Below are 22,281 nucleotides of genomic sequence, written 5' to 3'. Positions count from 1 at the left end.
GTTCAAAGTGCGATCTGGATCGGCGGCCGGCACGCCGCCGTTCCAACAGTTTCCCCCTCTATACGTAGCGGAACACGCCGACGGCGTAGACCACGGAGAGAGCGAGAGCCCACCACAGATTGGGTCCGACTAGACCCAGCCAAGCGAGATGGATAAAGGCGCTGCCAAGCAGCGACAGGAACAGGCGGTCGCCGCGCGTCGTTTCGAAGCGCAGCACGCCGACGCGCGGATTGCCGCCCGGCGAGACGTATTCCCACACCGCCATGCCGCAAAGCAGCAGAAAGATGGTTCCAAAGAAGGCCGCGGTCGGCCACGTCCAGGCCATCCACGAAAAATCGAGGTTGGACGAGAGGTTAAATCCCCACAGGCGGATATTTGTCGGATCGCTGAAACCTACCGTTATTGCCACGAAATCGATTTGAAGGGCCACCCAGGCCACAACGACCAGGGCGAGAAACAGCACGGCCCACCACCACGGCCTTCTATCGACCTGTTCCATCATACCCTCCCCAGGGCAAAGCCCTTGGCGATGTAGTTGCGCACAAACCAGATGACGAGCGCGCCAGGGATCAGCGTCAGCACGCCGGCTGCGGCAAGCAGCCCCCAATCCATGCCGGCGGCCGAAACGGTGCGGGTCATGGTCGCGGCGATCGGCTTGGCGTCCGTGGTCGTCAGCGTCCGGGCGATCAGCAGCTCGACCCACGAGAACATGAAGCAGAAGAAGCACGCCACGCCGATGCCGCTCGCAATCAGCGGCATGAAGATCTTGATGAAGAAGCGCGGGAACGAATAGCCGTCGATATAGGCGGTCTCATCGATCTCCTTCGGCACGCCCGACATGAAGCCTTCGAGGATCCACACCGCCAGCGGCACGTTGAAAAGGCAATGCGCCAGAGCCACTGCGATATGGGTGTCGATAAGGCCGAAGGCCGAATAAAGCTGGAAGAATGGCAGCGCGAACACCGCCGGCGGCGCCATGCGGTTGGTCAGCAGCCAGAAGAACAGATGCTTGTCGCCGAGGAAGCGATAGCGCGAAAAGGCATAGGCAGCAGGCAGTGCCGCAGCCACGGAAATCACCATGTTCATAACCACATAGGTGATCGAGTTGATGTAGCCCGAATACCAGGACGCGTCGGTGAAGATGGTGCGGTAATTCGCCAATGTCGGCGCGTGCGGGTAGAGCGTCAGCGACGAGACGATCTCGCCATTGGTCTTGAAGCTCATATTGATGAGCCAGTAGATCGGCAAAAGCAGAACGACGATGTAGAGCGTCGGCACGATCCACCACCAGCGCGACTCCTCGCCGCGACGGCGCATCAGCCGTGCGATCTCGTCCTGCCGTAGCGTGCTGGCGAGCCCTTCCGAAGCTGTCGTCTCACTCACCCTATCGGCTCTCTCTTCGGTGCGGCTCATCTCAACGCTCCGCGTCGTAATTGGTCATCACGGTGTAGAACACCCACGACAACAGCAGGACGATAAGGAAGTAGACCAGCGACATCGCCGCCGCCGGGCCGAGGTCGAACTGGCCGAGCGCGGTCTTGACGAGATCGATCGAAAGAAAAGTCGTCGAGTTGCCGGGGCCGCCACCGGTGACCACGAACGGCTCCGTGTAGATCATGAAGCTATCCATGAAGCGCAGCAGCACGGCGATCAGCAGCACGCGGTTCATCTTCGGCAGCTGGATGTAACGGAACACCGCCCAGCGCGAGGCACCGTCGATCTTGGCCGCCTGATAAAAGGCATCGGGGATCGAGACCAGGCCGGCATAGCAGAGCAGAACGACGAGGCTGGTCCAATGCCAGACGTCCATGATGATAACCGTGACCCAGGCGTCGTAAGGGTCTTGCACATAATTATAGTCGATGCCGAGCGCGTTGACGTAATAGCCGAGCAGGCCAATGTCGTTGCGCCCGAACACCTGCCAGATGGTGCCGACGACGTTCCACGGGATCAGCAGCGGCAACGCCATCAAAACAAGGCAAACAGGCACGCCCCAACCCTTCTTCGGCATATTGAGCGCAATGAAGATGCCGAGCGGCACTTCGATCGCCAGGATAATGAAGGAGAAGACAAGGTTGCGGATCATTGCCTGCCAGAAGCGGCTGGAGGAAAGCAGTTCCTCGAACCACTCGGTGCCGGCCCAGAAGAAGACGTTGTTGCCGAAAGTGTCCTGTACCGAATAATTGACGACCGTCATCAGCGGTATGACCGCCGAGAACGCCACCAGCAGCAGCACCGGCAGCACCAGGAACCAGGCTCTGTTGTTCCAGGTCTTTTCCACTTCAGGCTCCCATCTCGACGCGCCAGGAATCGGCATAGATGTTGATGCCGGCCGGGTCGAACTGCACCTTCGGATCGGCCGGCACTGTCTCGTCCTCGCCGATGACGGCGGCGATCTCGCGCCCTTCGAGATTGGCACGGACCACCTTGTGGCGGCCGACGTCCTCGATCTTGCTCACCCGGACGGCCATGCCCTGGCTGCCCAGGCGCACATATTCGGGACGGATGCCGAGCTCGATGGCGCCGCCACCCGCCTTGGGCACGCCCGGCAGTTCGATCTGCTGCGAGCCCAGCTTCGCGGTCTTGCCGTCGATCGCCACCGGCATGACATTCATGCCGGGCGAGCCGATGAAATAGCCGACAAAGGTGTGGCGCGGGCGCTCGAACAGCTCCGCCGGTGTGCCGATCTGCACGATTTCGCCGTCATACATGACGACCACCCTGTCGGCGAAGGTCAACGCCTCGGTCTGGTCGTGCGTGACATAGACCATGGTGTAGCCGAAGCGGCGGTGAAGCTGCTTCAACTGCGAGCGCAGCACCCATTTCATATGCGGGTCGATGACGGTCAACGGCTCGTCGAACAGGATGGCATTGACGTCGGAGCGCACCAGCCCGCGTCCGAGCGAGATTTTCTGCTTCTGGTCGGCGGTCAGTCCGCGCGCCTTTCGTTTGGCCATGTCGGCCAGCCCGGTCATCTCGAGCGTCTCGCGCACCTTGCGGTCGACGTCGGCCTCCGGCACGCCGCGATTGCGCAGCGGGAATGCCAGATTGTCGTAGACGGTCATCGTGTCGTAGATCACCGGGAACTGGAAGACCTGGGCAATGTTGCGCTCTTGGGTCGACAGATTGGTCACGTTCCTGCCGTTGAACAGCAGCTGGCCATGCGAGGGATGCAGCAATCCCGAAATGATGTTGAGCAGCGTGGTCTTGCCGCAGCCCGATGGGCCGAGCAGCGCATAAGCGCCGCCATCCTCGAACGTGTGGTGCACTTCCTTCAGGGCGAAATCGGCATCCGTGCGCGGGTTCTGCAGATAGGTGTGGCGGATATGATTGACATCGATGCGCGCCATCGCTTCCTCCTAAGCCGCCAGCTTCGGCGCGGCCACGGCGCGGCCGTGCTCGTCGAAGACCATGATGTGGCGCGGGTCGATGAACACCTCGACCTCCTCGTCCGGCTCGAAGTCGCGAATGCCGTGGGTCAGCATGACCCAGCGCGCATCGGCAAAATCGAGATGGATGAAGCTTTCCGATCCCGTGATCTCGGTGATCGTCACCTTTGCGCGCACCGGCACTGCGGCGGCGTTGGGCCGATCGAGGGAAAGATGATGGGGCTGGAAGCCTATCGTATAGATCGCATCGGCAATGCCGAAGAGCTCGGCCGGCACCGGCAATTTCACGCCGCCCTCGAGCAGGAAATCCAGGCCCTTCTTGGCAAGCACGATGGTGTTGAGCGGCGGATCGGCGAAGGTTCTCGCCGTCACCAGATCGACCGGCTTGCGGAACACTTCGATGGTCGGCCCGAACTGGGTGATGCTGCCCTCGGAAAGCGTTGCCGTGTTGCCGCCGAGCAGCAAGGCCTCGTGCGGCTCGGTCGTGGCATAAACGAAGATTGTGCCGGCGGCCGCGAAGACCTTCGGCAGTTCCGCGCGTAATTCTTCGCGCAGCTTGTAGTCGAGATTGGCGAGCGGCTCGTCGAGCAGCACGAGGCTGGCATTCTTGACGATGGCGCGGGCCAGCGCGGTGCGCTGCTGCTGGCCGCCCGACAGACTGAGAGGCGTCCGATCGAGATAGGGCGTGAGTTTGAGAAGGGCGGCGGCATTGCGCACCTCCCTGTCGACCGTTGCCTGATCCGTGCCGGCCACCCGCAGCGGCGAGGCGATGTTCTCGTAGACCGTCATCGCCGGATAATTGATGAATTGCTGGTAGACCATGGCGACGTTGCGCTTTTGCACCGGCATGCCAGTGACATCCTTGCCATCGAACCAGACCGAGCCGAAGGTCGGCACGTCGAGGCCCGCCATCAGCCGCATCAGGCTGGTCTTGCCGGAGAGCGTCGGCCCGAGCAGGACGTTGAGCGAGCCGTGCTGAAACGTCAGCGAGACGTCGCGGATATGTTCCGCCGCACCCACCTTCTTCGTCACGTTTCTCAGTTCAAGCATGATGCCTCCTCCCAGGCTTTCTGCATCAGTCGGCCGTCCCTATTCGGCAGCCGCTACGTGCTGCCGGCTTATTCCGCGCATGAACTCGTCGAGCACTGCCGCCTGCTCACGGCTGAGACGCAGGCCGCGCTTGGTCCGGCGCCACAATACATCCTCGGCAGTCATCGCCCATTCGTTTTCGACGAGGTAGCGCACCTCGGCTTCGAAGAGATCGGCGCCGAAGTTGCGGCCAAGATCGACGTTCGACTTGGCGAGGCCCAGCAGCTTCCTTGCGCGGGTGCCGTAGAGCCGGGTCAACCGGCGGGCCAGCCGCGCGTCGAGGAACGGGTACGCCGTCTTCAGTTTCGCCACCTCGGCATCGAAGCCGGTGACGGCAAAGTCACCGCCGGGCAGCGGCGCGTTTGCCGTCCATGATTTGCCGCGCTTGCCGAGAAAACCCTCGATCTTCTCAAGCATCGATTCCGACAATCTGCGGTAGGTGGTGATCTTGCCGCCAAAGGCGTTGACGATCGGGGCGGCACCCTCGCCTCCATCGGCCTTCAGCACATAGTCTCGGGTGGCTTCCTGCGCCTTTGAGGCGCCATCGTCGTAGAGCGGCCGCACCGCGGAATAGGTCCAGACGATATCCGACGGCTTGACCGGCTGCGCGAAATATTCGCTTGCCGCAGCGCAGAGATAGTCGATCTCGGCGTCACTGATCCTGACGTTGTGCGGATCGCCGGGATAGTCCCGATCGGTGGTGCCGATGAGCGTGAATTCGTCCTCGTAAGGGATGGCGAAAATGATGCGCCCGTCCTTGTTCTGAAAGAAATATGCGCGTGGGTCGTCGAATTTCTTGCCAACGACGATGTGGCTGCCTTGTACGAGGCGGACATTGTGCACGTCGTTCAAGCCGACGGTGGCCGACAGCACCTGGTCGACCCACGGGCCGGCGGCATTGACCAGCAGCCGCGCCTTGACCTCCTCGGTATCGCCGGTCCGCACATTTTCAAGCCTGACCGTCCAGAGATTGCCTTCGCGGCGTGCGCTGACGACCTTTGTTCGGGTTCTAACGGTTGCGCCGCGCTCGGCAGCGTCACGGGCGTTCAACACAACCAGCCGGGCATCGTTGACCCAACCGTCCGAATATTCGAACGCCTTTCGAAACAGCGGCTTCAGCGGCTTGCCGGCCGGATCCTTGGCCATGTCCAGCGTTTTCGTCGGCGGCAGCAATTTGCGCCCGCCAATATGGTCGTAGAGGAAAAGCCCGAGCCGGATTAGCCAGGCCGGACGCAGCCCCTTGGCGTATGGCAGCACGAAGCGCATCGGCCAGATGATGTGCGGCGCGTTCCTCCACAGGACCTCACGTTCCATCAGCGCTTCGCGTACCAGGCGGAATTCGTAGAACTCGAGATAGCGCAAGCCGCCATGGATCAGTTTGGTCGAGCCGGAAGAGGTCCCGCTGGCCAGATCGTTCATCTCGGCAAGAAAGACCGAAAAGCCACGTCCAACGGCATCGCGGGCGATGCCGCAGCCATTGATGCCGCCACCGATGACGAAAATGTCATGAATCGGTGATGCGCTCAAAAGAATCCTCCCTCGATTTCGCATTGCAGCATTTTTGGGTTCTTGCGAAACCGTAGGGGAATTATTTCGAAATGATAACGAATGTCAAACGAAATAATAATAGGCGGAAGATGCCGCTACGGCATCTCTAGGAGAGCGACGTTTCGATCAGCTGAACTTCTGCCTCCTGACAGATCTTGCGCACCGACGGGATGTCGCAACGATCGGTGATAAAGGTGTTGACCTGCGACAGATGGCCAATGCGGACGGGCGCGGTGCGCTCGAATTTGGTCTGGTCCGACACCAGGATCACATGCCGGGCGTTGGCGATGATCGCCTGGGCCACCTTCACCTCGCGAAAATCGAAGTCGAGCAGTGCGCCGTCATGGTCGATGGCCGAGGCGCCGATTACCGCAAAATCGACTTTGAACTGCCTGATGAAATCGACCGCTGCCTCGCCGACCACACCGCCGTCGGAACCGCGCACGACACCGCCGGCGATCACCACCTCGATCGAAGGATATATGCGCATCCTGTTGGCAACATTGATGTTATTGGTGATGACCATCAGGCCGCTGTGATCGAGCAGCGACTTGCTGACAGCTTCCGTCGTTGTCCCGATATTGATGAACAGAGACGCGTTGTCGGGGATCAGCCGGGCTGCTGCGCGGCCGATCGCCTCCTTCTCCTCGGCGGCGATCTTACGCCGAGCCTCATATTCCATGTTCTCGATGCCGGACGGGAACAACGCCCCGCCATGAATGCGGGACAAAAGCCGCTGGTCGCAGAGATCGTTGAGATCCTTGCGGATCGTTTGCGGCGTCACGTTGAAATGCGTCGCCAGCTCCTCGACCAGTACGCGGCCATGGTCCTTGGCCATCTGGATGATTTCGGAATGACGCGGCGACAGGTACATCTAGCAACCTCTCATTTTCGTTTTTCTCGTCTATAGCTGAAAACGAAAGCCATGAACAGGTATGAGCCGGCTAATGAAAATCGGGCAACTGCAGAGAGAAAAGCTCCGGCGCAAACTCGACGAGGCTATCAACTCAGGCCCCGCGCGATCTCAGTGATGACCTCGAAAGCAGTATCGACGTCCGCCGCAGTCGTTTCGAACTGCCCGACCTGAAAGCGGATCGCCACCTGCCCGTCCACCCGGGTCTGCGTCAGGTAAATGCGGCCGTCATCGTTGATCGCGTTGACCAGCCGCAAATTGTGCTCGTCAAGGTCGATTCCCGCAGCCGCGAGATGGCGGAATGAGAACAGCGACAGCATCGGTTCCGTGACGATCTCGAAATCCGGCTCCCGAGACAGCCAGGCGACGAGGCGCTCGCTCCAGGCGACATGGTTGCGGATCATGTTCCGCAGATTTTCCAAGCCATGCGCACGCAGCAGGAACCAAAGTTTCAGCGCGCGGAACCTTCGGCCGAGCGGCACCGACCATTCGGAGTAGTTGATGACCCCGTCGCGGCCATGCGTCTTGAGGAATTCGGGCTTGATCGCCAGCGTGCGCACGAGGTCCTCCGGCTGGCGGATGAACTGCATCGAGCAATCGAACTGTGCGCCCAGCCATTTATGCGGGTTGAAGACGATGGAATCGGCACTTTCGGCGCCGGCCCAGAAATGCCGGAACTCGGGGCAGATCATGGCCGAGCCGGCCCATGCGGCATCGACATGCAGGTAGAGCCCGTGCCGCTTCGCCACAGCGGCAACAGCCGCGACATCGTCGGTGCCGCCGGTACTGGTGCCGCCGACGCTGGCGATAATGCCGGCCGGCAGCATGCCGTTTTCGCGGTCGGTGACGATAGCTGCTTCCAGAGCCGCCGTCCGCATGGTGCGGAAGCGTCCGGCGACCGGAATGCGCACGAGGTTCGCCTCGCCGATGCCCGACACCCAGATCGCCCGGTCGATGGAAGTATGGACCTGGTCGGAAGAATAGACCCGCACGACCGGCTGGCCCTGCAGGCCGCTCTTGTTGCCTTGCCAGTCGAGCGCGCGCTCGCGCATGGTCAGCACGGCGGCAAGCGTCGCCGATGAAGCCGAATCCTGCATGACGCCGGAAAATCCCTCCGGCAAACCAAGCGCCTGCCGCATCCAGTCGACGACCCGCATCTCGAGCTCGGTTGCCGCCGGCGAGGTCTGCCAGAGCATGCATTGCGCGGCCATCGCGGAAACCAGATACTCGGCCACGACGGATGCCGGTGCCGCGTTAGCCGGAAAATAGGCGAAGAAACGCGGATGCTGCCAGTGCGTCATGCCAGGCAGGATCTTTTGCTCGAAATCGGCGAAGATTGCCTGCATCGTTTCACCGTCTTCCGGCGGCGCGGTATCGATGCTTTTGAAGATTTCGCCGGGCTCGACAAGCGGCCGCACCGGTCTCTCCCGAAGGCTGTTTCTGTAGTCGACGCCCCATTCAGCCGCTCGCAGCGACCATTCGCGGAATTCGTCCCTATTCATCTTCGCCTCCGTAGCGCCTCATCGAGCCGCCATCAAAGAGCACGAAAAACGTAGGTTTTCATTCGGGAAAATCAGGCAAACTGGCAAAGGCGGTCTTCAGCGCGTTCGACCAGCTATCCGAGATCGTGCGATAATATTGATCGTCCTGGGTTATTCGCTTTTTGAGGCCGACCTTGAAAGTGTCCTTTTCATAGAACAGCAGGTCGAGCGGCAGGCCGACCGACAGGTTGGACTTCAGCGTCGAGTCGAACGACACCAACAGCAACTTCACCGTCTCGGCGAAACTCATCGTCTTTTCATAAGCGCGGATAATGATCGGCTTGCCGTATTTGGTCTCACCGATCTGGAAGAACGGCGTGTCGTCGGTGGATTCGATGAAATTGCCTTCCGGATAGATCATGAACAGGCGCGGCGCGCTGCCCTTGATCTGACCACCGAGGATGAAGGAGGCGTTGAAGTAGGAATCCGCCTTTTCGCCAGCCGGCGACGAGCTGGCGATGACCTCCTTGACGGTGTCTCCGACCAACCGCACTGTCTGGTACATGGAAGGCGTTTCGAGCAGCGTGGCACGGCGCTCGGCCACTGCCTTGGTGCGTTCGTCGAGCAGGCTGACCACGGCCTGGGTCGTCGCCAGATTGCCGGCCGACATCAAAACGATGACGCGCTCGCCCGGCTCTTCCCAGACATGCATCTTCCTGAAGGTCGAGATCGAATCCATGCCGGCATTGGTGCGCGTGTCCGACATGAACACGAGCCCGCGATCGATCTTCAGGCCGACGCAATAGGTCATCGAATCTCTTTGGCAACAATCTTGCCGGGGATTACTGCTCCACGGTGACGGTGACCGCAAGCTGTTCTTCCGCCTGTCCCTGCCGAATTCCCGACACCGGCGTGGCGTCGCGATAATCGCGGCCGGTCGCCACCTTCACATAGCGCTCGTCTGGAGAAATGCCGTTGGCTACGTCGAAGGCGACCCAGCCGAGGCCCGAGACATGCGCCTCGGCCCAGGCGTGGCTTGCCGCCTGCTCGATCGCCGCATCCATCATCAGATAGCCGCTGACGTAGCGCGCCGGAAAATCCATGGCGCGCGCCGCGGCAACGAAGATGTGGCTGTGGTCCTGGCAAACGCCGGTCTTGAGCGCCAGGGCCTCTTCGGCCGGCGTCGTCGCGTTGGTGGTGCCGGGTGTATAAGCGACACGCTCGCCGATTACGGCCATTAGCCGGTGCAGCCTCTCAATGTCGGTGCCCTTGCCGACCGAGGCAGCAAGCTCGCGAATGCCGCTGCCGATCGTCGTCAGCGGCGTTTCATGGCCGAACAGCCAGAGCGGCGCGAAACCCTGGTGCGGTCCGCAGACGCCGGCAGTGTCGCGCGTCACCACTTCGCCGGCAGCTTCGACGGTGATGAAGTCGCGCTCGCCCTCGACGCTCAACAGCCGGGTATCATTGCCGAAATGGTCGGTGAAACGCACTTCCTCGCGTGCGCCTTCAATCTTCAGCGCCCAGGACAGTACCGTCTGGGTGCGCCCGTTCACCGGGAGCAGCCGCAAACGCTGCAACAAATAATGCACCGGCGCATCGTAGCGGTATTCGGTCCGGTGGGTGATCTTCAGCCGCATCGCACACGTCCCTGGAGCATGAGCTTTTCCGAAAACCGGTCTCCGCTTTTTGGCGTCATGCTCAATAGAACCTGTAATCCTGCGCGATCTCGTCGCCGAGCCTGGTGTTGTCGCGGATGAAATTGGCCAGGAATTCATGCAGGCCGGCGTCGAAAATATCCTTGATCGACCCGGCCGTCAGCATGGCCTGGGTCTTGGCAGCCGTCGCATGACAGGCGTGGCGCTCCCCATAGTCGTCACCCAGGAATTTGAGATGCTCCGTCAGGAAGCGGTAGCAAAAGGTCAGCGAGCGCGGCATGCGCACGTTGAGGATCAGATAATCGGCGATGTTGCTCGGCTTGTAGTCGGCGTCATAAACCCAGCGATAGGAACGATGCGCCGACACCGAGCGCAGGATCGATTCCCACTGGTAGTTGTCCAGCGTCGAGCCGACCCAGGAGATCGACGGCAACAGCACGTAGTATTTCACATCCAGGATGCGCGCGGTGTTGTCGGCGCGTTCGACATACGTGCCGAGTTGCGAAAAATCGAAAATCTCGTTGCGCAGCATCGTGCCGTAGAACGATCCGCGAATCAGCGCCGTCTCGCGTTTGATTGCGTCGAGCGCGTTGGGCAGGTCGCGCTCGTCGATCGGCTTGGCCAGCATCCGCTTCAGCGACATCCAGGCTTCGTTGATGCTTTCCCAGGTTTCACGCGTCAACGCGGTACGCACCATGCGGGCATTGTTACGGGCCGTTTCGATAGACGACATCGTGCTCGACGGGTTCGATGTATCGCGCAGCAGATAATCGGCGACATTGGCTGCGGTGTAGTCGGAATATTTCTGCGTGAAGGCGGCGTCCGAACCGGCGCTGAGCAGCACCGAATTCCACTCCTCCGAAGCGTTCTGAGTACGAGTCAGCGCCATGCGCAGGCCGGCATCCACCAGCCGCGCCATGTTTTCCGCCCGCTCGATATAGCGGTTCATCCAGTAAAGCCCGTTGGCGGTGCGGCCGAGAAGCATGTCAGGCGGTCCTGCGGTGAATAGTGAATGGTGAATAGTGATTGGTGACTGTCCAGATTCCGGGCCACGATGCTGCGTGCTTCACTTCAGGGCATTTCACCAACATCAACGACACATATCCTTACTATTCACTATTCACTATTCACTCTCTAATCATCCAACACCCACGTATCCTTCGTGCCGCCGCCTTGCGAGGAATTGACGACCAGCGAGCCTTCCTTGAGCGCTACTCGGGTCAGCCCGCCGGGCACGATCTGGATACGGTCGGAAACCAGCACATAGGGGCGCAGATCGACGTGGCGCGGCGCCAGCCCCTTGTCCGTCAGGATCGGGCAGGTCGACAGCGCCAGCGTCGGCTGGGCGATGTAGTTCGACGGTTTTGTCGCGAGCTTTTTGGAAAACTCTTCGCATTCCTTCTTGGTCGCCGCCGGGCCGACCAGCATGCCGTAACCGCCGGACCCGTGGACTTCCTTGATCACCAATTCGTCGATGTGTTCGAGCACATATTTCAGGCTGTCCGGCTCCGAGCAGCGCCAGGTCGGGATGTTGCCGAGCATCGCCTTGCGGCCGGTGTAGAATTCGACGATCTCGGGCATGTAGGAATAGATCGCCTTGTCGTCGGCGATGCCGGTTCCCGGCGCATTGGCGATCGTGATATTGCCGGCGCGGTAGACGTCCATAATGCCCGGCACGCCAAGTGCCGAATCGGGGCGGAAGGTCAACGGATCGAGGAACGAGTCGTCGACACGCCGGTAGAGCACATCGATCTGCTTGTAGCCCTCGGTAGTGCGCATCGCGACATGGCCATCGACGACGCGCAGATCCTGCCCTTCGACGAGTTGCACCCCCATCTGGTCGGCAAGGAAAGCATGTTCGAAATAGGCCGAGTTGAAGCTGCCCGGCGTCAGCACGGCAATGGTCGGCGCGCCCTTGGTGCTTTGCGGCCGCACTGCGGCCAGCGACTGGCGCAAGAGCTGCGGATAATTCTCAACCGGCCGCACCTTGATCTGCTGGAACAACTCGGGAAAGAGCTGCATCATCGTCTCGCGGTTCTCCAGCATGTAGGAGACGCCGGACGGCGTGCGCGCGTTGTCCTCCAGCACGTAGAACTCGTTCTCGCTGATGCGCACTATGTCGACGCCGATAATATGGGTATAGACGCCGGCCGGCGGCCGCACCCCGATCATCTCGGGCAGGAACGCCTCGTTCTTGGCGATCAACTCCTTCGGCACCCGGCCGGCGCGCAAGATCTCCTGGCGATGGTAGATGTCATCGAGAAAGGCGTTCAGCGCCTGAACGCGCTGCTCGATGCCTTGCGTTAGCCGTCGCCATTCATTGCCCGAAATGATGCGCGGAACGATGTCGAAGGGTATCAGCCGCTCCGATGCTTCCTGCTCGCCATAGACGGCGAAAGTGATGCCGGTCTTGCGAAAGACGCGTTCGGCGTCCTGCATCTTCTCGGTAAGCCTGGCCGGGTCCTGTTCCTTCAGCCAGCGATCGTAAGCCGAATACGGTTTTCTCAGCCCGGAAACTTCCGGTAGCATTTCGTCGAACGCTGCCAATCGCATACTCCCCTGTGACGCCATTTCACTGGCCTCGCTGGAGAAAATCAAGCGCAATCGGTGATTTGGTGGGCGCCGGCGATCAGTATATCGCTCTTGCCTAAAATTAAGGCAGTACCGATAGGGCCGTGGTCAGGCTTTGCTTCCTGTCCGGGCAGATGCCGGATGCGGATCAAAACGCGCGAAAGGTGACGACCGTGAACGTGTCCTTGATGCCGGGAAGAATCTGCACTTTCTCGTTGACGAAGTGGCCGATGTCTTCCTCGTCGTCGACATAGAATTTGGCGAGCAAGTCGTAATTTCCGGCTGTCGAGTAGATTTCCGAAGCGATCTCGGCATCGGCCAGGGCGCTGGCAACGTCGTAGGCCTTGCCCAGATCGCACTTTATCTGCACGAAAAATGCCTTCATTGCCTGGTCCTGCCTAGCCTCAGCTCGAATGAGCGGCCCTTCTCGCAGACTGAGAGCGGGCTTTCAAGCGTTGGAATTCGGCTCGGTCTCGCCAGACAGGCGAATGTTTGCGATCGCTGAAACCGCGAGGCGTCTCGAGGCGTATGGTATGATGCGTCTTCGGATAGCGATTTTTGAGGGACAACGGAGGCAGACCATGCGCAGCGCGTTATTCGCATTCGCAATCGTTCCACTGCTCCTGGCCTCTTCGGCATTTGCCGGCGACGCTGAGGTCAAGGCGGCGCAGACAGTCATAGACAGCCAGTTGAAAGCCTTCCTCGCCGATGACGGCGCCACCGCCTACAGTTTCGCGGCGCCGAACGTGAAACGGATATTCCCGACCGTCGACACCTTCATGAACATGGTCACCAACGGCTACGCGCCGGTGCGCAAGCCGCAGAGCTATTCCTTCGGCAAGGTCGAGCAGACCGGGCCGGTCTCGATCATCCAGCAGGTGCTGATCGTCGGACCCGACGGCAAGGACTACGTGGCGGTCTACACGCTGGAGCAGCAGCCGGACGGCAGCTTCAAGATCACCGGCTGCAGCTTGCGGGCGGCGAACTCCGTCAGCACCTGAGGCGCGTGCGTCAATACCGCGCCCTGCCGCCCGACATGTCGAACACCGCGCCGGTATTGAAGCTCGAGGCATCGCAACAGAGCCAGAGGACCAGCGCCGCGACCTCCTCCGCCGCCCCAAGCCGCTTGAGCGGACTGGCCCCAATCATCTCACTGACGACCTCGTTGCCGAGACGCCGGATAAGATCGGTATCGATCGGTCCGGGCGCGACGCAGTTGACGCGAATGTCGGTGTCGCAGACCTCACGCGACAAGGCTTTGGTGAAGGCAATGATGCCTGCGCTCGCCGCCGAATAGGCCGCTAGGTTCGGCAATCCTTCCTTGCCGGCGAGCGATCCCATGTTGACGATGCGGCCGCGGCCGGTCTTGCGCATGACCGGCAATACCTGGTGCGTGACCTCGAACGTCCCGACGAGATTGACCCCGATGATGCGCCATTCGGCCGGATCGAAGGCCTCGAAGCCAAGGTAAGGACCAAGATAGCCCGCATTGTTGACGAGAATATCGATTTGGCCCGTACTGGCGACGACTTCGCCGAGGGCATTGCTTATGTCCTGCGCCTTGGTCACGTCGACGGTCTGGCTGCGGGTTTCATCATTCGGCGCAGGATCGGCGTCCCATATCCAGACGTCGGCTCCCGACCTTACCAACTGCGTGGCCACGGCCCTGCCGATGCCCCTTGAGCCACCGGTAACGATCGCCGTCTTGCCGGCAAAGTCGTATGTAACGGTCATGGCTGATCCCCGCAGCGGAACTCTGCTCCCGGGCAGGCAGTCCGTCAATCGCAGGGACGCGCTAGACGGCCGGAATATCGCCCCGCGCCCAGCCCTCTGATATCTCCGCCGCGCGCGCCTCGAAGGTCTGCGCCACGATCGCGGCACGGATGTCCTGCATCAGCTGCTGGTAATAGGACAGATTGTTCCAAGTCAGCAGCATGGCGCCAAGCGACTCCTGCGAGCGCACCAGATGGTGCAAATAGGCCCGCGAATAGTCGCGTGCGGCCGGGCAGTCGCTTTCCTCATCGAGCGGGCGCGGATCGTCGGCATGGCGAGCGTTGCGCAGATTGACCTTGCCGCGCCGTGTATAGGCAAGGCCATGCCGCCCTGCCCGCGTCGGCATCACGCAGTCGAACATGTCGATACCGCGCGCCACCGACTTCAAGATATCGTCCGGCGTGCCGACACCCATCAGGTAGCGCGGCCGGTCAGCCGGCAGCTCCGGGCAAGTGATGTCGAGCATCTCCAGCATCACCGCTTGCGGCTCGCCGACGGCCAGCCCGCCGATCGCATAGCCCTTCAGCTCCATTGCCTTCAGCGCCTGCGCCGAGCGCAACCGCAGATCCGGCACGTCGCCGCCTTGCACAATGCCGAACATCGCCTTGCCGGGCTGCTCGCCGAATGCCGTCTTGCAACGCTCGGCCCAGCGCAGCGACAACTCCATGGCACGCTCGATCTCGTTCTGCTTGGCCGGCAGCGCCGTGCATTCGTCGAGCTGCATCTGGATGTCGGAATCGAGCAACCCCTGGATTTCGATGGAACGCTCCGGCGACATCTCGTAGGCGCCGCCGTCGATATGCGAGCGAAAGGTCACGCCGATCTCGGTCAGTTTCCGCAGCTTCGACAGCGACATCACCTGGAAGCCGCCGCTGTCGGTCAAGATCGGATACGGCCAGCGGGCGAATTCATGCAGGCCGCCGAGCCGCGCCACGCGCTCTGCGCCGGGTCTCAGCATCAGGTGGTAGGTATTGCCGAGGATGATGTCCGAGCCGACGCCGCGCACCTGATCCATATACATGGCCTTCACCGTGCCGCCCGTGCCGACCGGCATGAAGGCGGGCGTGCGGATTTCCCCGCGCGGCATGGTGATTGCGCCACGCCGCGCCCTGCCGTCGGTCGCCAGCACGTTAAAGGTGAATGCGGCAGTCATTGAATTCCCTGGCCATCGAACTCCTTGTCGAATACCGGCGCATCTGGAGCCTGCTTGTCGAGTGATTGCCGGTAGCGGATGCAGCCGCGCATGAATTTTGGCCACGGCGGCACGGCAATCGCCGGCTCCGTCTTTTCGGGCAAAAGCGACCACAGGTCGGGATGATGCCAGCACAGATCATGGCCGGTGGCGTCGCGGTGTTGGCGGATGCCGGCGCGCAGTTTCCTGACCTCGGCGATCAAGGCTTCGCGGTCGAAGGTTTCCAGGTCATCGTCCATCATTATCCTCCCTGAACAGAAGACTTGCGTCTCCATAGGAATAGAACCTGTAGCGGTTCTCGATCGCATGCCCATAGGCGGCGCGCATCGTCTGCAAACCGCAGAAGGCCGAAACAAGCATGAACAGCGTCGAACGCGGCAGATGGAAATTGGTCATCAGCATATCGGCGGTCTTGAAGCGGTAGCCGGGCGTGATGAAGATGTCGGTCGGGCCCGACCACGCGGCCAGCCTGCCGTCATCGCCAGCCGCGCTCTCTAACAAGCGCAGCGATGTCGTGCCGACAGCGATAATGCGCCTTCCTCTTGCTTTCGCAGCATTCAGCGCCTCGGCGGTTTCCGGGCTGACCGAGCCGGTTTCGGCGTGCATCTTGTGGTTGGCGGTGTCATCCGCTTTCACCGGCAAAAACGTGCCGGCGCCGACATGCAGCGTGACGAAACGGCGCTCGATGCCCTTGGCGTCGAGCGTCGCAAACAGCTCCGGCGTGAAATGCAGCCCTGCCGTCGGCGCGGCCACGGCGCCCTCCTCCCTGGCATAAATGGTCTGGTAATCACGGCGGTCGCGTTCGTCGTCGTCACGCTTGGAGGCGATATAGGGCGGCAGCGGGATATGCCCGACGGCGTGCAGCGCTTCGTCGAGGAACGGACCTGACAGGTCGAAGCCGAGCAGCACCTCGCCACCTTCCCCCTTCTCGATCACGGTCGCGTCGAGCTGGCCGAGAAAGCAGGAATTGGCGTCATGACCGAAATGGATGCGATCGCCGGCGGTGACGCGCTTGCCCGGGCGCATGAAGGCGAGCCAGCGGTCGGGCGCCGTCCGCATATGCAGCGTGGCTTCGACCTGCGCCGCCGCCTCGCCGCGCCGCCTGATGCCCTTCAGCTGCGCCGGAATAACTTTGGTGTCGTTGAAGACCAGCACATCACCGGCCTTGAGCAGGGACGGCAGGTCGCGCACCGTCCGGTCCTCGAGCCCCTCACCCGGCCTGACCACCAGCATCCTGGCGCTGTCGCGCGGCTCGGCTGGGCGAAGCGCGATGCGCTCGTCCGGCAGATCGAAATCGAAAAGATCGACGCGCAAGAAATCCCCGCCTCAAGGTTCCGGGCAGGTCACCGCCCAAGCGCCGACACCGTCTATGCTCAGCGTACCGCCCATCGCGAAACTGGACTGCTCACTGGCCTTGACCAGCCGCAATCTGGCGATGATCGAGCTGAGGCCCTCATCAGTGAGATCGATCAGCATACGGTCGTCGTCTTCGAATGCCTGTCCGACGATGACTTTCGTTGAACCCGGCTGGCCGTCCGTGGTCCATGTCTTGCCGCCGGCATCCAGCCACACACGCGCCACCGCAATGACGGCCGTGTGTCCCATCAAAACATCGATCGATGCCGCGCCGCCGTCGGCGCTGCAGACGATCGATTCCGTCGCCAGCGCCGGAGTGGCCGCCGCGACGAGCACAAATGCGATGGCCGCGACAACCCGGCCGGTCATTTCACGTCGGCCGCGACCTTGAGCGACACGATCTTGTCGGGATCCTGCACCGGTTCGCCGCGCTTGATCTTGTCGACATTGTCCATGCCTTCGATGACCTGGCCCCATACCGTGTATTGGCGGTTGAGGAAAGCGGCATCGTCGAAGCAGATGAAGAACTGCGAATTGGCCGAGTTCGGGTTCTGCGAGCGGGCCATCGAGCAGGTGCCGCGGCCATGGTTGGCATTGGAGAACTCTGCCTTCAGATCGGGTTTGTCGGAACCGCCAGTGCCGGCGCGCGACGGCGCGAAAGACGGCTTGTTGGAATTGCCAAACTTGACGTCGCCGGTCTGCGCCATGAAGCCGTCGATGACGCGGTGGAAGACCACGCCGTCATAGGCGCCTTCGCGCGCCAGCTCCTTGATACGGCCCACATGGCCGGGCGCCAGATCTGGAAACAATTCGATGACGACCTTGCCTTTGGTCGTATCCATGATAAGCGCGTTCTCGCGGTCCTTGATTTCGGCCATGTCAGAAATATCCTTTTGAAACTTGGGGTTACTTGCCGTCGGCGGCGATGCGCACCTTGATCATGCGATCGGGGTCGGTCACCGTCCCGTTCTGCGCCGCTTCGCCTTTCTTGATGTGGTCCACCAGCTCCATGCCGCTGACGACATTGCCGACGATGGTGTACTGGCCGTCGAGCGGCGGTGCCGGCGCGAACATGATGAAGAATTGCGAATTGGCGGAATTCGGATCGTCGGAGCGGGCCATGCCGACCACGCCGCGCTGGTAGTGCTCGGTGCTGGAGAATTCGGCCGGCAGGTCGGGAAGATCGGAGCCGCCGGTGCCGACGGCGTCGGCATTGAAGCCGCTCTTCATGTTGCCGAACTTGACGTCGCCGGTCTGCGCCATGAAGCCGTCGATGACGCGGTGAAAGGCGACGTTGTCGTAGGCGCCCTGGCGCACCAGCTTTTTGATCTGCGCGACGTGCTTCGGCGCAAGGTCGGGCCTCAGCGCGATGGTCACGTCGCCGTCCTTCAGCGTTACGATTATGGTGTTTTCCGGATCGGCGGCAAACGCCGACACGGATGCGGTCACAAGACCGGCAAGCACGGCAAGCAAGAAGGCAAGCTTTTTCAGCTGCATGGGATCTTTCTCCGACTATCTTCGTTCATGCATGTCGTTACCCAAAGCCGGGTTCCACTTTTGGGCGACATGCATTTATTTCGCGAATTTGGCGGTGAGCGCGCCGGCCACGGCCGCCGGCACGAAGGGGCGGATGTCGCCTCCCATCGAAGCTATTTGGCGCACAAGTGTGGCGGTAATGGTGCGCACCGAGGGGCTGGCGGGCAGGAAAACCGTTTGCAGCTGCGGCGCCATGGTCTCGTTCATGCCGGCCATCTGCATCTCATAGTCGAGATCGGTGCCGTCGCGCAGGCCGCGGATTATGATCGAGGCGCCATGCTTCCTGGCCGCGTCGATGACCAGCCCGTCGAAGGCGACTACTTTGATACGCGCACCGTCGCTGCCGAATTCCGCCTTCGCGGCCGTTTCGATCAGATCGACCCGTTCCTCGAAGGAAAACAGCGGCTTCTTGCCGGGATGGATGCCGATCGCCGCATAGATGGTATCCGCCACGGCCAGCGACGCCTTCAGCACGTCGAGATGGCCGTTGGTCAGCGGGTCGAAAGAGCCGGCATAAAGGGCGATGCGTTCGGTCATGGCAGGTGCTTCTAGCGAGCCTCTCCCCTAAAGGCAAATCCGATAGGCAGGCCCGCCCCATGAACGTTTTGGCGACGTGAACGACAGATGAATGTGCCGCTCACAACGGCTTCACGCAGGGTTCACTAAGTCGCAGCTGCAGAAGATGAAACCAAACACCCATCTAATCGTTGTTAGGCGCAGGAGAACACGCACATGCTGATCTACATGCTCGCCACCGCAATGACCGTCGCCATGCTGATCGCTACCGTATTCGGGTTGCATCAGGAAGCACAGCGCGTCCGCGCCAAGGCCAATACCAAGCGGTTCGAAGGCTTCGGCAACCGCAAGCCTTATCGCCACTTCTAGATTGCCCGGGTTTCTTGACAACGCCGGCCCACAGGGCTGGCGCCGTCGTGGCAAACTCACTCGACGGTAGTATCAGGCTCCCCACCTTCGGCATCGACACTCTCTTCGATCTCTTCATCCGCTTGCGGTTCTGAAATTCGCTCCACCGAAACGACCTTCTCGCCCTCTGCGGTATTGAAAATGGTAACGCCCTTGGTGGCGCGGCTGGCGAAACGAATGCCGTTCACCGGGACGCGGATAACGGTGCCGCCATCCGAAACCAGCATGATCTGATCGTCATTGCCGACCGGGAAGGTCGCCACCAGACGGCCGATTTCGGCCGTTTTCGAGACATCGGTGGCGCGGATACCCTTGCCGCCGCGACCGGTCAGGCGGAAATCGTAGGACGACGAACGCTTGCCGTAGCCATATTCCGTCACCGTCAGCACGAACTGCTCATGCGCCTTGAGGAATTCATAGCGCTCGTCGGAAAGCTCCGCCTCTTCGCCGACCTCTTCATTGGTGAGCTGGATTTCTTCCTCCTCGCCGGCCGCGATGTCGGCAGCGAGCCGGCGTTCGGCCACCACCCGCTTAAGGTAGGCGGCACGCTCGGCCGGCGGCGCATCGACATGCTCGATCACCGCCATCGAGATCACCCGGTCGCCATCGGCCATCGCAATGCCGCGCACGCCGACCGAATTGCGGCTCTGGAAGACGCGTACGTCGCTGACCGGAAAGCGGATGCACTGGCCGGAACTTGCCGTCAAAAGCACGTCGTCGTTGTCGGTGCAGGTCTCGACGCCGAGGATCTCGTCGCCTTCCTCGTCCAGCTTCATGGCAATCTTGCCGTTGCGGTTGACCTGGACGAAGTCCGAAAGCTTGTTGCGGCGCACGGTGCCGCGCGTGGTGGCAAACATGACGTCGAGCTCGCCCCAACTCGTCTCGTCCTCCGGCAGCGGCATGATGGTGGTTATGCGCTCGCCCTGTTCGAGCGGCAGCATATTGATCAACGCCTTGCCGCGCGATTGCGGGTTGCCGATCGGCAGGCGCCAGACCTTTTCCTTGTAGACGATGCCGCGCGAGGAGAAGAACAGCACCGGCGTGTGCGTGTTGGCGACGAACAGCCGGGTGACGAAATCCTCTTCCTTGGTCGACATGCCGGAGCGGCCCTTGCCGCCGCGGCGCTGCGCCCGGTAGAGCGACAACGGTACGCGCTTGATGTAGCCGGAATGGCTGACCGTGACGACCATGTCCTCGCGCTGGATCAGATCCTCGTCTTCCATGTCCGCCCCGCCCTCGGCGAGCTCGGTGCGGCGCGGCGTGCCGAATTCGTCGCGCACGGCGATGAGTTCGTCCTTGACGATCTGCTGGATGCGGGCGCGGGACGACAGGATGTCCAGGTAATCCTTGATCTCGTCGCCGATCGTATTCAGCTCGTCGGCGATCTCGTCGCGGCCGAGCGCGGTCAGGCGCTGCAGGCGCAGTTCGAGGATGGCGCGGGCCTGCTCCTCAGAGAGATTGTAGGTTCCGTCCTCGTTGATGCGATGGCGCGGATCGTCGATCAACAGAATCAGCGATTCCACGTCGCCCGAAGGCCAGCGACGCTCCATCAACTGCTCGCGCGCCGTCTGCGGGTCCGGCGCCGTGCGGATCAGCTTGATGACTTCATCGATGTTGGCAACGGCGATGGCAAGGCCGACCAGCACATGGGCACGGTCGCGCGCCTTGCGCAGCAGGAATTTCGTGCGCCGGCTGATCACCTCTTCACGGAAGGCGACGAACGCCTTCAGCATGTCGGTCAGCGTCAGCAATTCCGGCTTGCCGCCGTTCAGCGCCACCATGTTGGCGCCGAACGACGTCTGCAGCGGCGTGAAGCGGTAGAGCTGGTTGAGGATGACATCGGCGACCGCGTCGCGCTTCAGTTCGATGACGACGCGGTAGCCCTGGCGGTCGCTCTCGTCGCGAATGTCGGAAATGCCTTCGATGCGCTTGTCGCGCACCAGTTCGGCCATCTTCTCGATCATCGACGCCTTGTTCACCTGATAGGGAACCTCGGTGATGACGATCGATTCACGGTCGTTGCCGCGCGCCTCGACGTTGACGCGGCCGCGCATGACGATGGAGCCGCGGCCGGTCGAATAGGCGCTGTAGATGCCGGAACGGCCAAGCACGATGCCGCCGGTCGGGAAATCTGGCCCCGGAATGATCTCCATCAGTGCCGGAAGGTCGATCGCCGGATTGTCGATGAGGGCAATGGCGCCGTTGCAGACCTCGCCCAGATTGTGCGGCGGGATGTTGGTGGCCATGCCGACGGCGATACCGCCGGAGCCGTTGACCAACAGGTTCGGAAAGCGCGCCGGCAGGACTTTCGGTTCGCTGCCCGACGCATCGTAAGTGTCCTGGAAATCGACGGTGTCCTTGTCGATGTCTTCCAGCAACTCGTGCGCGACCTTGGTCAGCCGCGATTCCGTGTAGCGCATCGCCGCCGGCGGATCGCCGTCGATCGAGCCGAAATTGCCCTGCCCGTCGATCAGCGGCACGCGCAGCGACCAATCCTGTGCCATGCGCACCAAAGCGTCGTAGATCGAGGCGTCGCCGTGCGGATGGTATTTACCCATCACGTCGGCGACCGGGCGTGCCGATTTCACATATTTGCGGTTCCAGTGATAGCCGCTCTCATAGGCGGCGTAGAGGATGCGGCGATGCACCGGTTTGAGGCCGTCGCGCACGTCCGGCAGCGCACGGCTGACGATCACGCTCATGGCGTAATCGAGATAGGAGCGCTGCATCTCCTCAATGATGGATATCGGCTCGATGCCGGTGGGGCCGCCGTCGGCGCCGCGCGGTGTCTTTTGGTCGGTCAAATCGGATCACAATCTAATCAGGAATCACTTGGTGCTTATATAGGAAGCCG

At 61.5% G+C, this 22,281-nt stretch carries 24 protein-coding genes; 2 read left to right on the top strand and 22 right to left on the bottom strand.

All coding sequences use genetic code 11. From position 1 onward, the window contains the following. Positions 1 to 58: 58 nt before the first annotated feature. The 13 genes from AC0L2X_RS15155 to AC0L2X_RS15095 all read right to left on the bottom strand — a co-directional run bounded on the left by AC0L2X_RS15155 (position 59) and on the right by AC0L2X_RS15095 (position 13,031). A complete protein-coding gene (locus AC0L2X_RS15155; RefSeq protein WP_031193610.1) occupies positions 59 to 325 on the bottom strand; it encodes a DUF2160 domain-containing protein in 267 nt (88 codons plus the stop codon). A gap of 173 nt (positions 326 to 498) precedes the next feature. Continuing rightward, positions 499 to 1,413: a carbohydrate ABC transporter permease gene (locus AC0L2X_RS15150; RefSeq protein WP_352478954.1), complete on the bottom strand. Its 915-nt coding sequence runs from the start codon at positions 1,411 to 1,413 to the stop codon at positions 499 to 501. A 1-nt stretch (position 1,414) separates the two neighbouring features. Next, positions 1,415 to 2,281 carry a carbohydrate ABC transporter permease gene (locus tag AC0L2X_RS15145; RefSeq protein WP_023674893.1) on the bottom strand — a complete coding sequence of 289 codons (867 nt, stop codon included), beginning with the start codon at positions 2,279 to 2,281 and terminating at the stop codon, positions 1,415 to 1,417. 1 nt (position 2,282) lies between these two features. After that, positions 2,283 to 3,350 (bottom strand): ABC transporter ATP-binding protein, encoded by a 1,068-nt coding sequence (locus AC0L2X_RS15140; protein ID WP_473559800.1) that lies wholly within the window; start codon positions 3,348 to 3,350, stop codon positions 2,283 to 2,285. A gap of 9 nt (positions 3,351 to 3,359) precedes the next feature. Next, positions 3,360 to 4,439, bottom strand: coding sequence for an ABC transporter ATP-binding protein (locus AC0L2X_RS15135; protein WP_473559798.1), 1,080 nt, complete (start codon positions 4,437 to 4,439; stop codon positions 3,360 to 3,362). Between the two features lie 39 nt (positions 4,440 to 4,478). Next, the gene (glpD, locus tag AC0L2X_RS15130; protein ID WP_352565349.1) at positions 4,479 to 6,005 is read right to left on the bottom strand and encodes a glycerol-3-phosphate dehydrogenase; all 1,527 of its coding nucleotides are present in this window, start codon (positions 6,003 to 6,005) and stop codon (positions 4,479 to 4,481) included. Positions 6,006 to 6,132: 127 nt separating this feature from the next. Continuing rightward, positions 6,133 to 6,900: a DeoR/GlpR family DNA-binding transcription regulator gene (locus AC0L2X_RS15125; RefSeq protein WP_023674889.1), complete on the bottom strand. Its 768-nt coding sequence runs from the start codon at positions 6,898 to 6,900 to the stop codon at positions 6,133 to 6,135. A 128-nt stretch (positions 6,901 to 7,028) separates the two neighbouring features. Next, positions 7,029 to 8,441 (bottom strand): pyridoxal phosphate-dependent decarboxylase family protein, encoded by a 1,413-nt coding sequence (locus tag AC0L2X_RS15120; protein WP_473559796.1) that lies wholly within the window; start codon positions 8,439 to 8,441, stop codon positions 7,029 to 7,031. 58 nt (positions 8,442 to 8,499) lie between these two features. Next, complete coding sequence (locus tag AC0L2X_RS15115; protein WP_352448780.1) at positions 8,500 to 9,231, bottom strand: proteasome-type protease; 732 nt, start codon at positions 9,229 to 9,231, stop codon at positions 8,500 to 8,502. Between the two features lie 31 nt (positions 9,232 to 9,262). Then, positions 9,263 to 10,057 carry a transglutaminase family protein gene (locus AC0L2X_RS15110; RefSeq protein ID WP_473559794.1) on the bottom strand — a complete coding sequence of 265 codons (795 nt, stop codon included), beginning with the start codon at positions 10,055 to 10,057 and terminating at the stop codon, positions 9,263 to 9,265. Positions 10,058 to 10,118: 61 nt separating this feature from the next. Continuing rightward, a complete protein-coding gene (locus AC0L2X_RS15105) occupies positions 10,119 to 11,060 on the bottom strand; it encodes an alpha-E domain-containing protein (protein ID WP_352491567.1) in 942 nt (313 codons plus the stop codon). Between the two features lie 149 nt (positions 11,061 to 11,209). Then, positions 11,210 to 12,622, bottom strand: a complete 1,413-nt coding sequence (locus tag AC0L2X_RS15100) for a circularly permuted type 2 ATP-grasp protein (RefSeq protein ID WP_473559792.1) — start codon at positions 12,620 to 12,622, stop codon at positions 11,210 to 11,212. 172 nt (positions 12,623 to 12,794) lie between these two features. Continuing rightward, positions 12,795 to 13,031, bottom strand: coding sequence for an Lrp/AsnC ligand binding domain-containing protein (locus tag AC0L2X_RS15095; protein WP_023674883.1), 237 nt, complete (start codon positions 13,029 to 13,031; stop codon positions 12,795 to 12,797). Between the two features lie 196 nt (positions 13,032 to 13,227). On the opposite strand from AC0L2X_RS15095, the gene AC0L2X_RS15090 reads away from it, so the two are divergent. Continuing rightward, positions 13,228 to 13,647: a DUF4864 domain-containing protein gene (locus AC0L2X_RS15090; protein WP_473559790.1), complete on the top strand. Its 420-nt coding sequence runs from the start codon at positions 13,228 to 13,230 to the stop codon at positions 13,645 to 13,647. Between the two features lie 10 nt (positions 13,648 to 13,657). Here the strand turns inward: AC0L2X_RS15090 and AC0L2X_RS15085 are convergent, their stop codons facing one another. The 8 genes from AC0L2X_RS15085 to coaD all read right to left on the bottom strand — a co-directional run bounded on the left by AC0L2X_RS15085 (position 13,658) and on the right by coaD (position 19,040). Beyond that, positions 13,658 to 14,380 carry an SDR family NAD(P)-dependent oxidoreductase gene (locus AC0L2X_RS15085; RefSeq protein WP_473559788.1) on the bottom strand — a complete coding sequence of 241 codons (723 nt, stop codon included), beginning with the start codon at positions 14,378 to 14,380 and terminating at the stop codon, positions 13,658 to 13,660. 61 nt (positions 14,381 to 14,441) lie between these two features. Then, entirely contained in the window at positions 14,442 to 15,572 is a 1,131-nt protein-coding gene (gene tgt / locus AC0L2X_RS15080; protein ID WP_352491571.1) for a tRNA guanosine(34) transglycosylase Tgt, read from the bottom strand. Beyond that, positions 15,569 to 15,850 carry a hypothetical protein gene (locus AC0L2X_RS15075; RefSeq protein WP_352491572.1) on the bottom strand — a complete coding sequence of 94 codons (282 nt, stop codon included), beginning with the start codon at positions 15,848 to 15,850 and terminating at the stop codon, positions 15,569 to 15,571. Before AC0L2X_RS15075 ends, tgt begins: the two co-directional genes overlap by 4 nt. Beyond that, positions 15,840 to 16,925 carry a tRNA preQ1(34) S-adenosylmethionine ribosyltransferase-isomerase QueA gene (queA, locus tag AC0L2X_RS15070; protein ID WP_473559786.1) on the bottom strand — a complete coding sequence of 362 codons (1,086 nt, stop codon included), beginning with the start codon at positions 16,923 to 16,925 and terminating at the stop codon, positions 15,840 to 15,842. The genes AC0L2X_RS15075 and queA overlap by 11 nt, the downstream gene beginning before the upstream one ends. A 12-nt stretch (positions 16,926 to 16,937) precedes the next feature. Further along, a complete protein-coding gene (locus tag AC0L2X_RS15065) occupies positions 16,938 to 17,336 on the bottom strand; it encodes a hypothetical protein (RefSeq protein ID WP_473559784.1) in 399 nt (132 codons plus the stop codon). After that, entirely contained in the window at positions 17,333 to 17,845 is a 513-nt protein-coding gene (locus AC0L2X_RS15060; RefSeq protein WP_254817363.1) for a peptidylprolyl isomerase, read from the bottom strand. The genes AC0L2X_RS15065 and AC0L2X_RS15060 overlap by 4 nt, the downstream gene beginning before the upstream one ends. A 28-nt stretch (positions 17,846 to 17,873) precedes the next feature. Beyond that, positions 17,874 to 18,464: a peptidylprolyl isomerase gene (locus tag AC0L2X_RS15055; protein WP_473559783.1), complete on the bottom strand. Its 591-nt coding sequence runs from the start codon at positions 18,462 to 18,464 to the stop codon at positions 17,874 to 17,876. 75 nt (positions 18,465 to 18,539) lie between these two features. Next, positions 18,540 to 19,040 (bottom strand): pantetheine-phosphate adenylyltransferase, encoded by a 501-nt coding sequence (coaD, locus tag AC0L2X_RS15050; RefSeq protein ID WP_352491576.1) that lies wholly within the window; start codon positions 19,038 to 19,040, stop codon positions 18,540 to 18,542. 195 nt (positions 19,041 to 19,235) lie between these two features. Here coaD and AC0L2X_RS15045 point away from each other — a divergent pair, with 195 nt between their 5' ends. Then, entirely contained in the window at positions 19,236 to 19,388 is a 153-nt protein-coding gene (locus AC0L2X_RS15045; protein ID WP_254817366.1) for a hypothetical protein, read from the top strand. Between the two features lie 56 nt (positions 19,389 to 19,444). Here the strand turns inward: AC0L2X_RS15045 and gyrA are convergent, their stop codons facing one another. After that, complete coding sequence (gyrA, locus tag AC0L2X_RS15040) at positions 19,445 to 22,231, bottom strand: DNA gyrase subunit A (protein WP_473559781.1); 2,787 nt, start codon at positions 22,229 to 22,231, stop codon at positions 19,445 to 19,447. Positions 22,232 to 22,281 lie beyond the last annotated feature (50 nt).

The sequence above is a fragment of the Mesorhizobium sp. WSM4828 genome, assembly GCF_055811175.1.
Note: the sequence above shows the minus strand (reverse complement) of the source record. Positions and strands in the feature narration are given on the sequence as shown.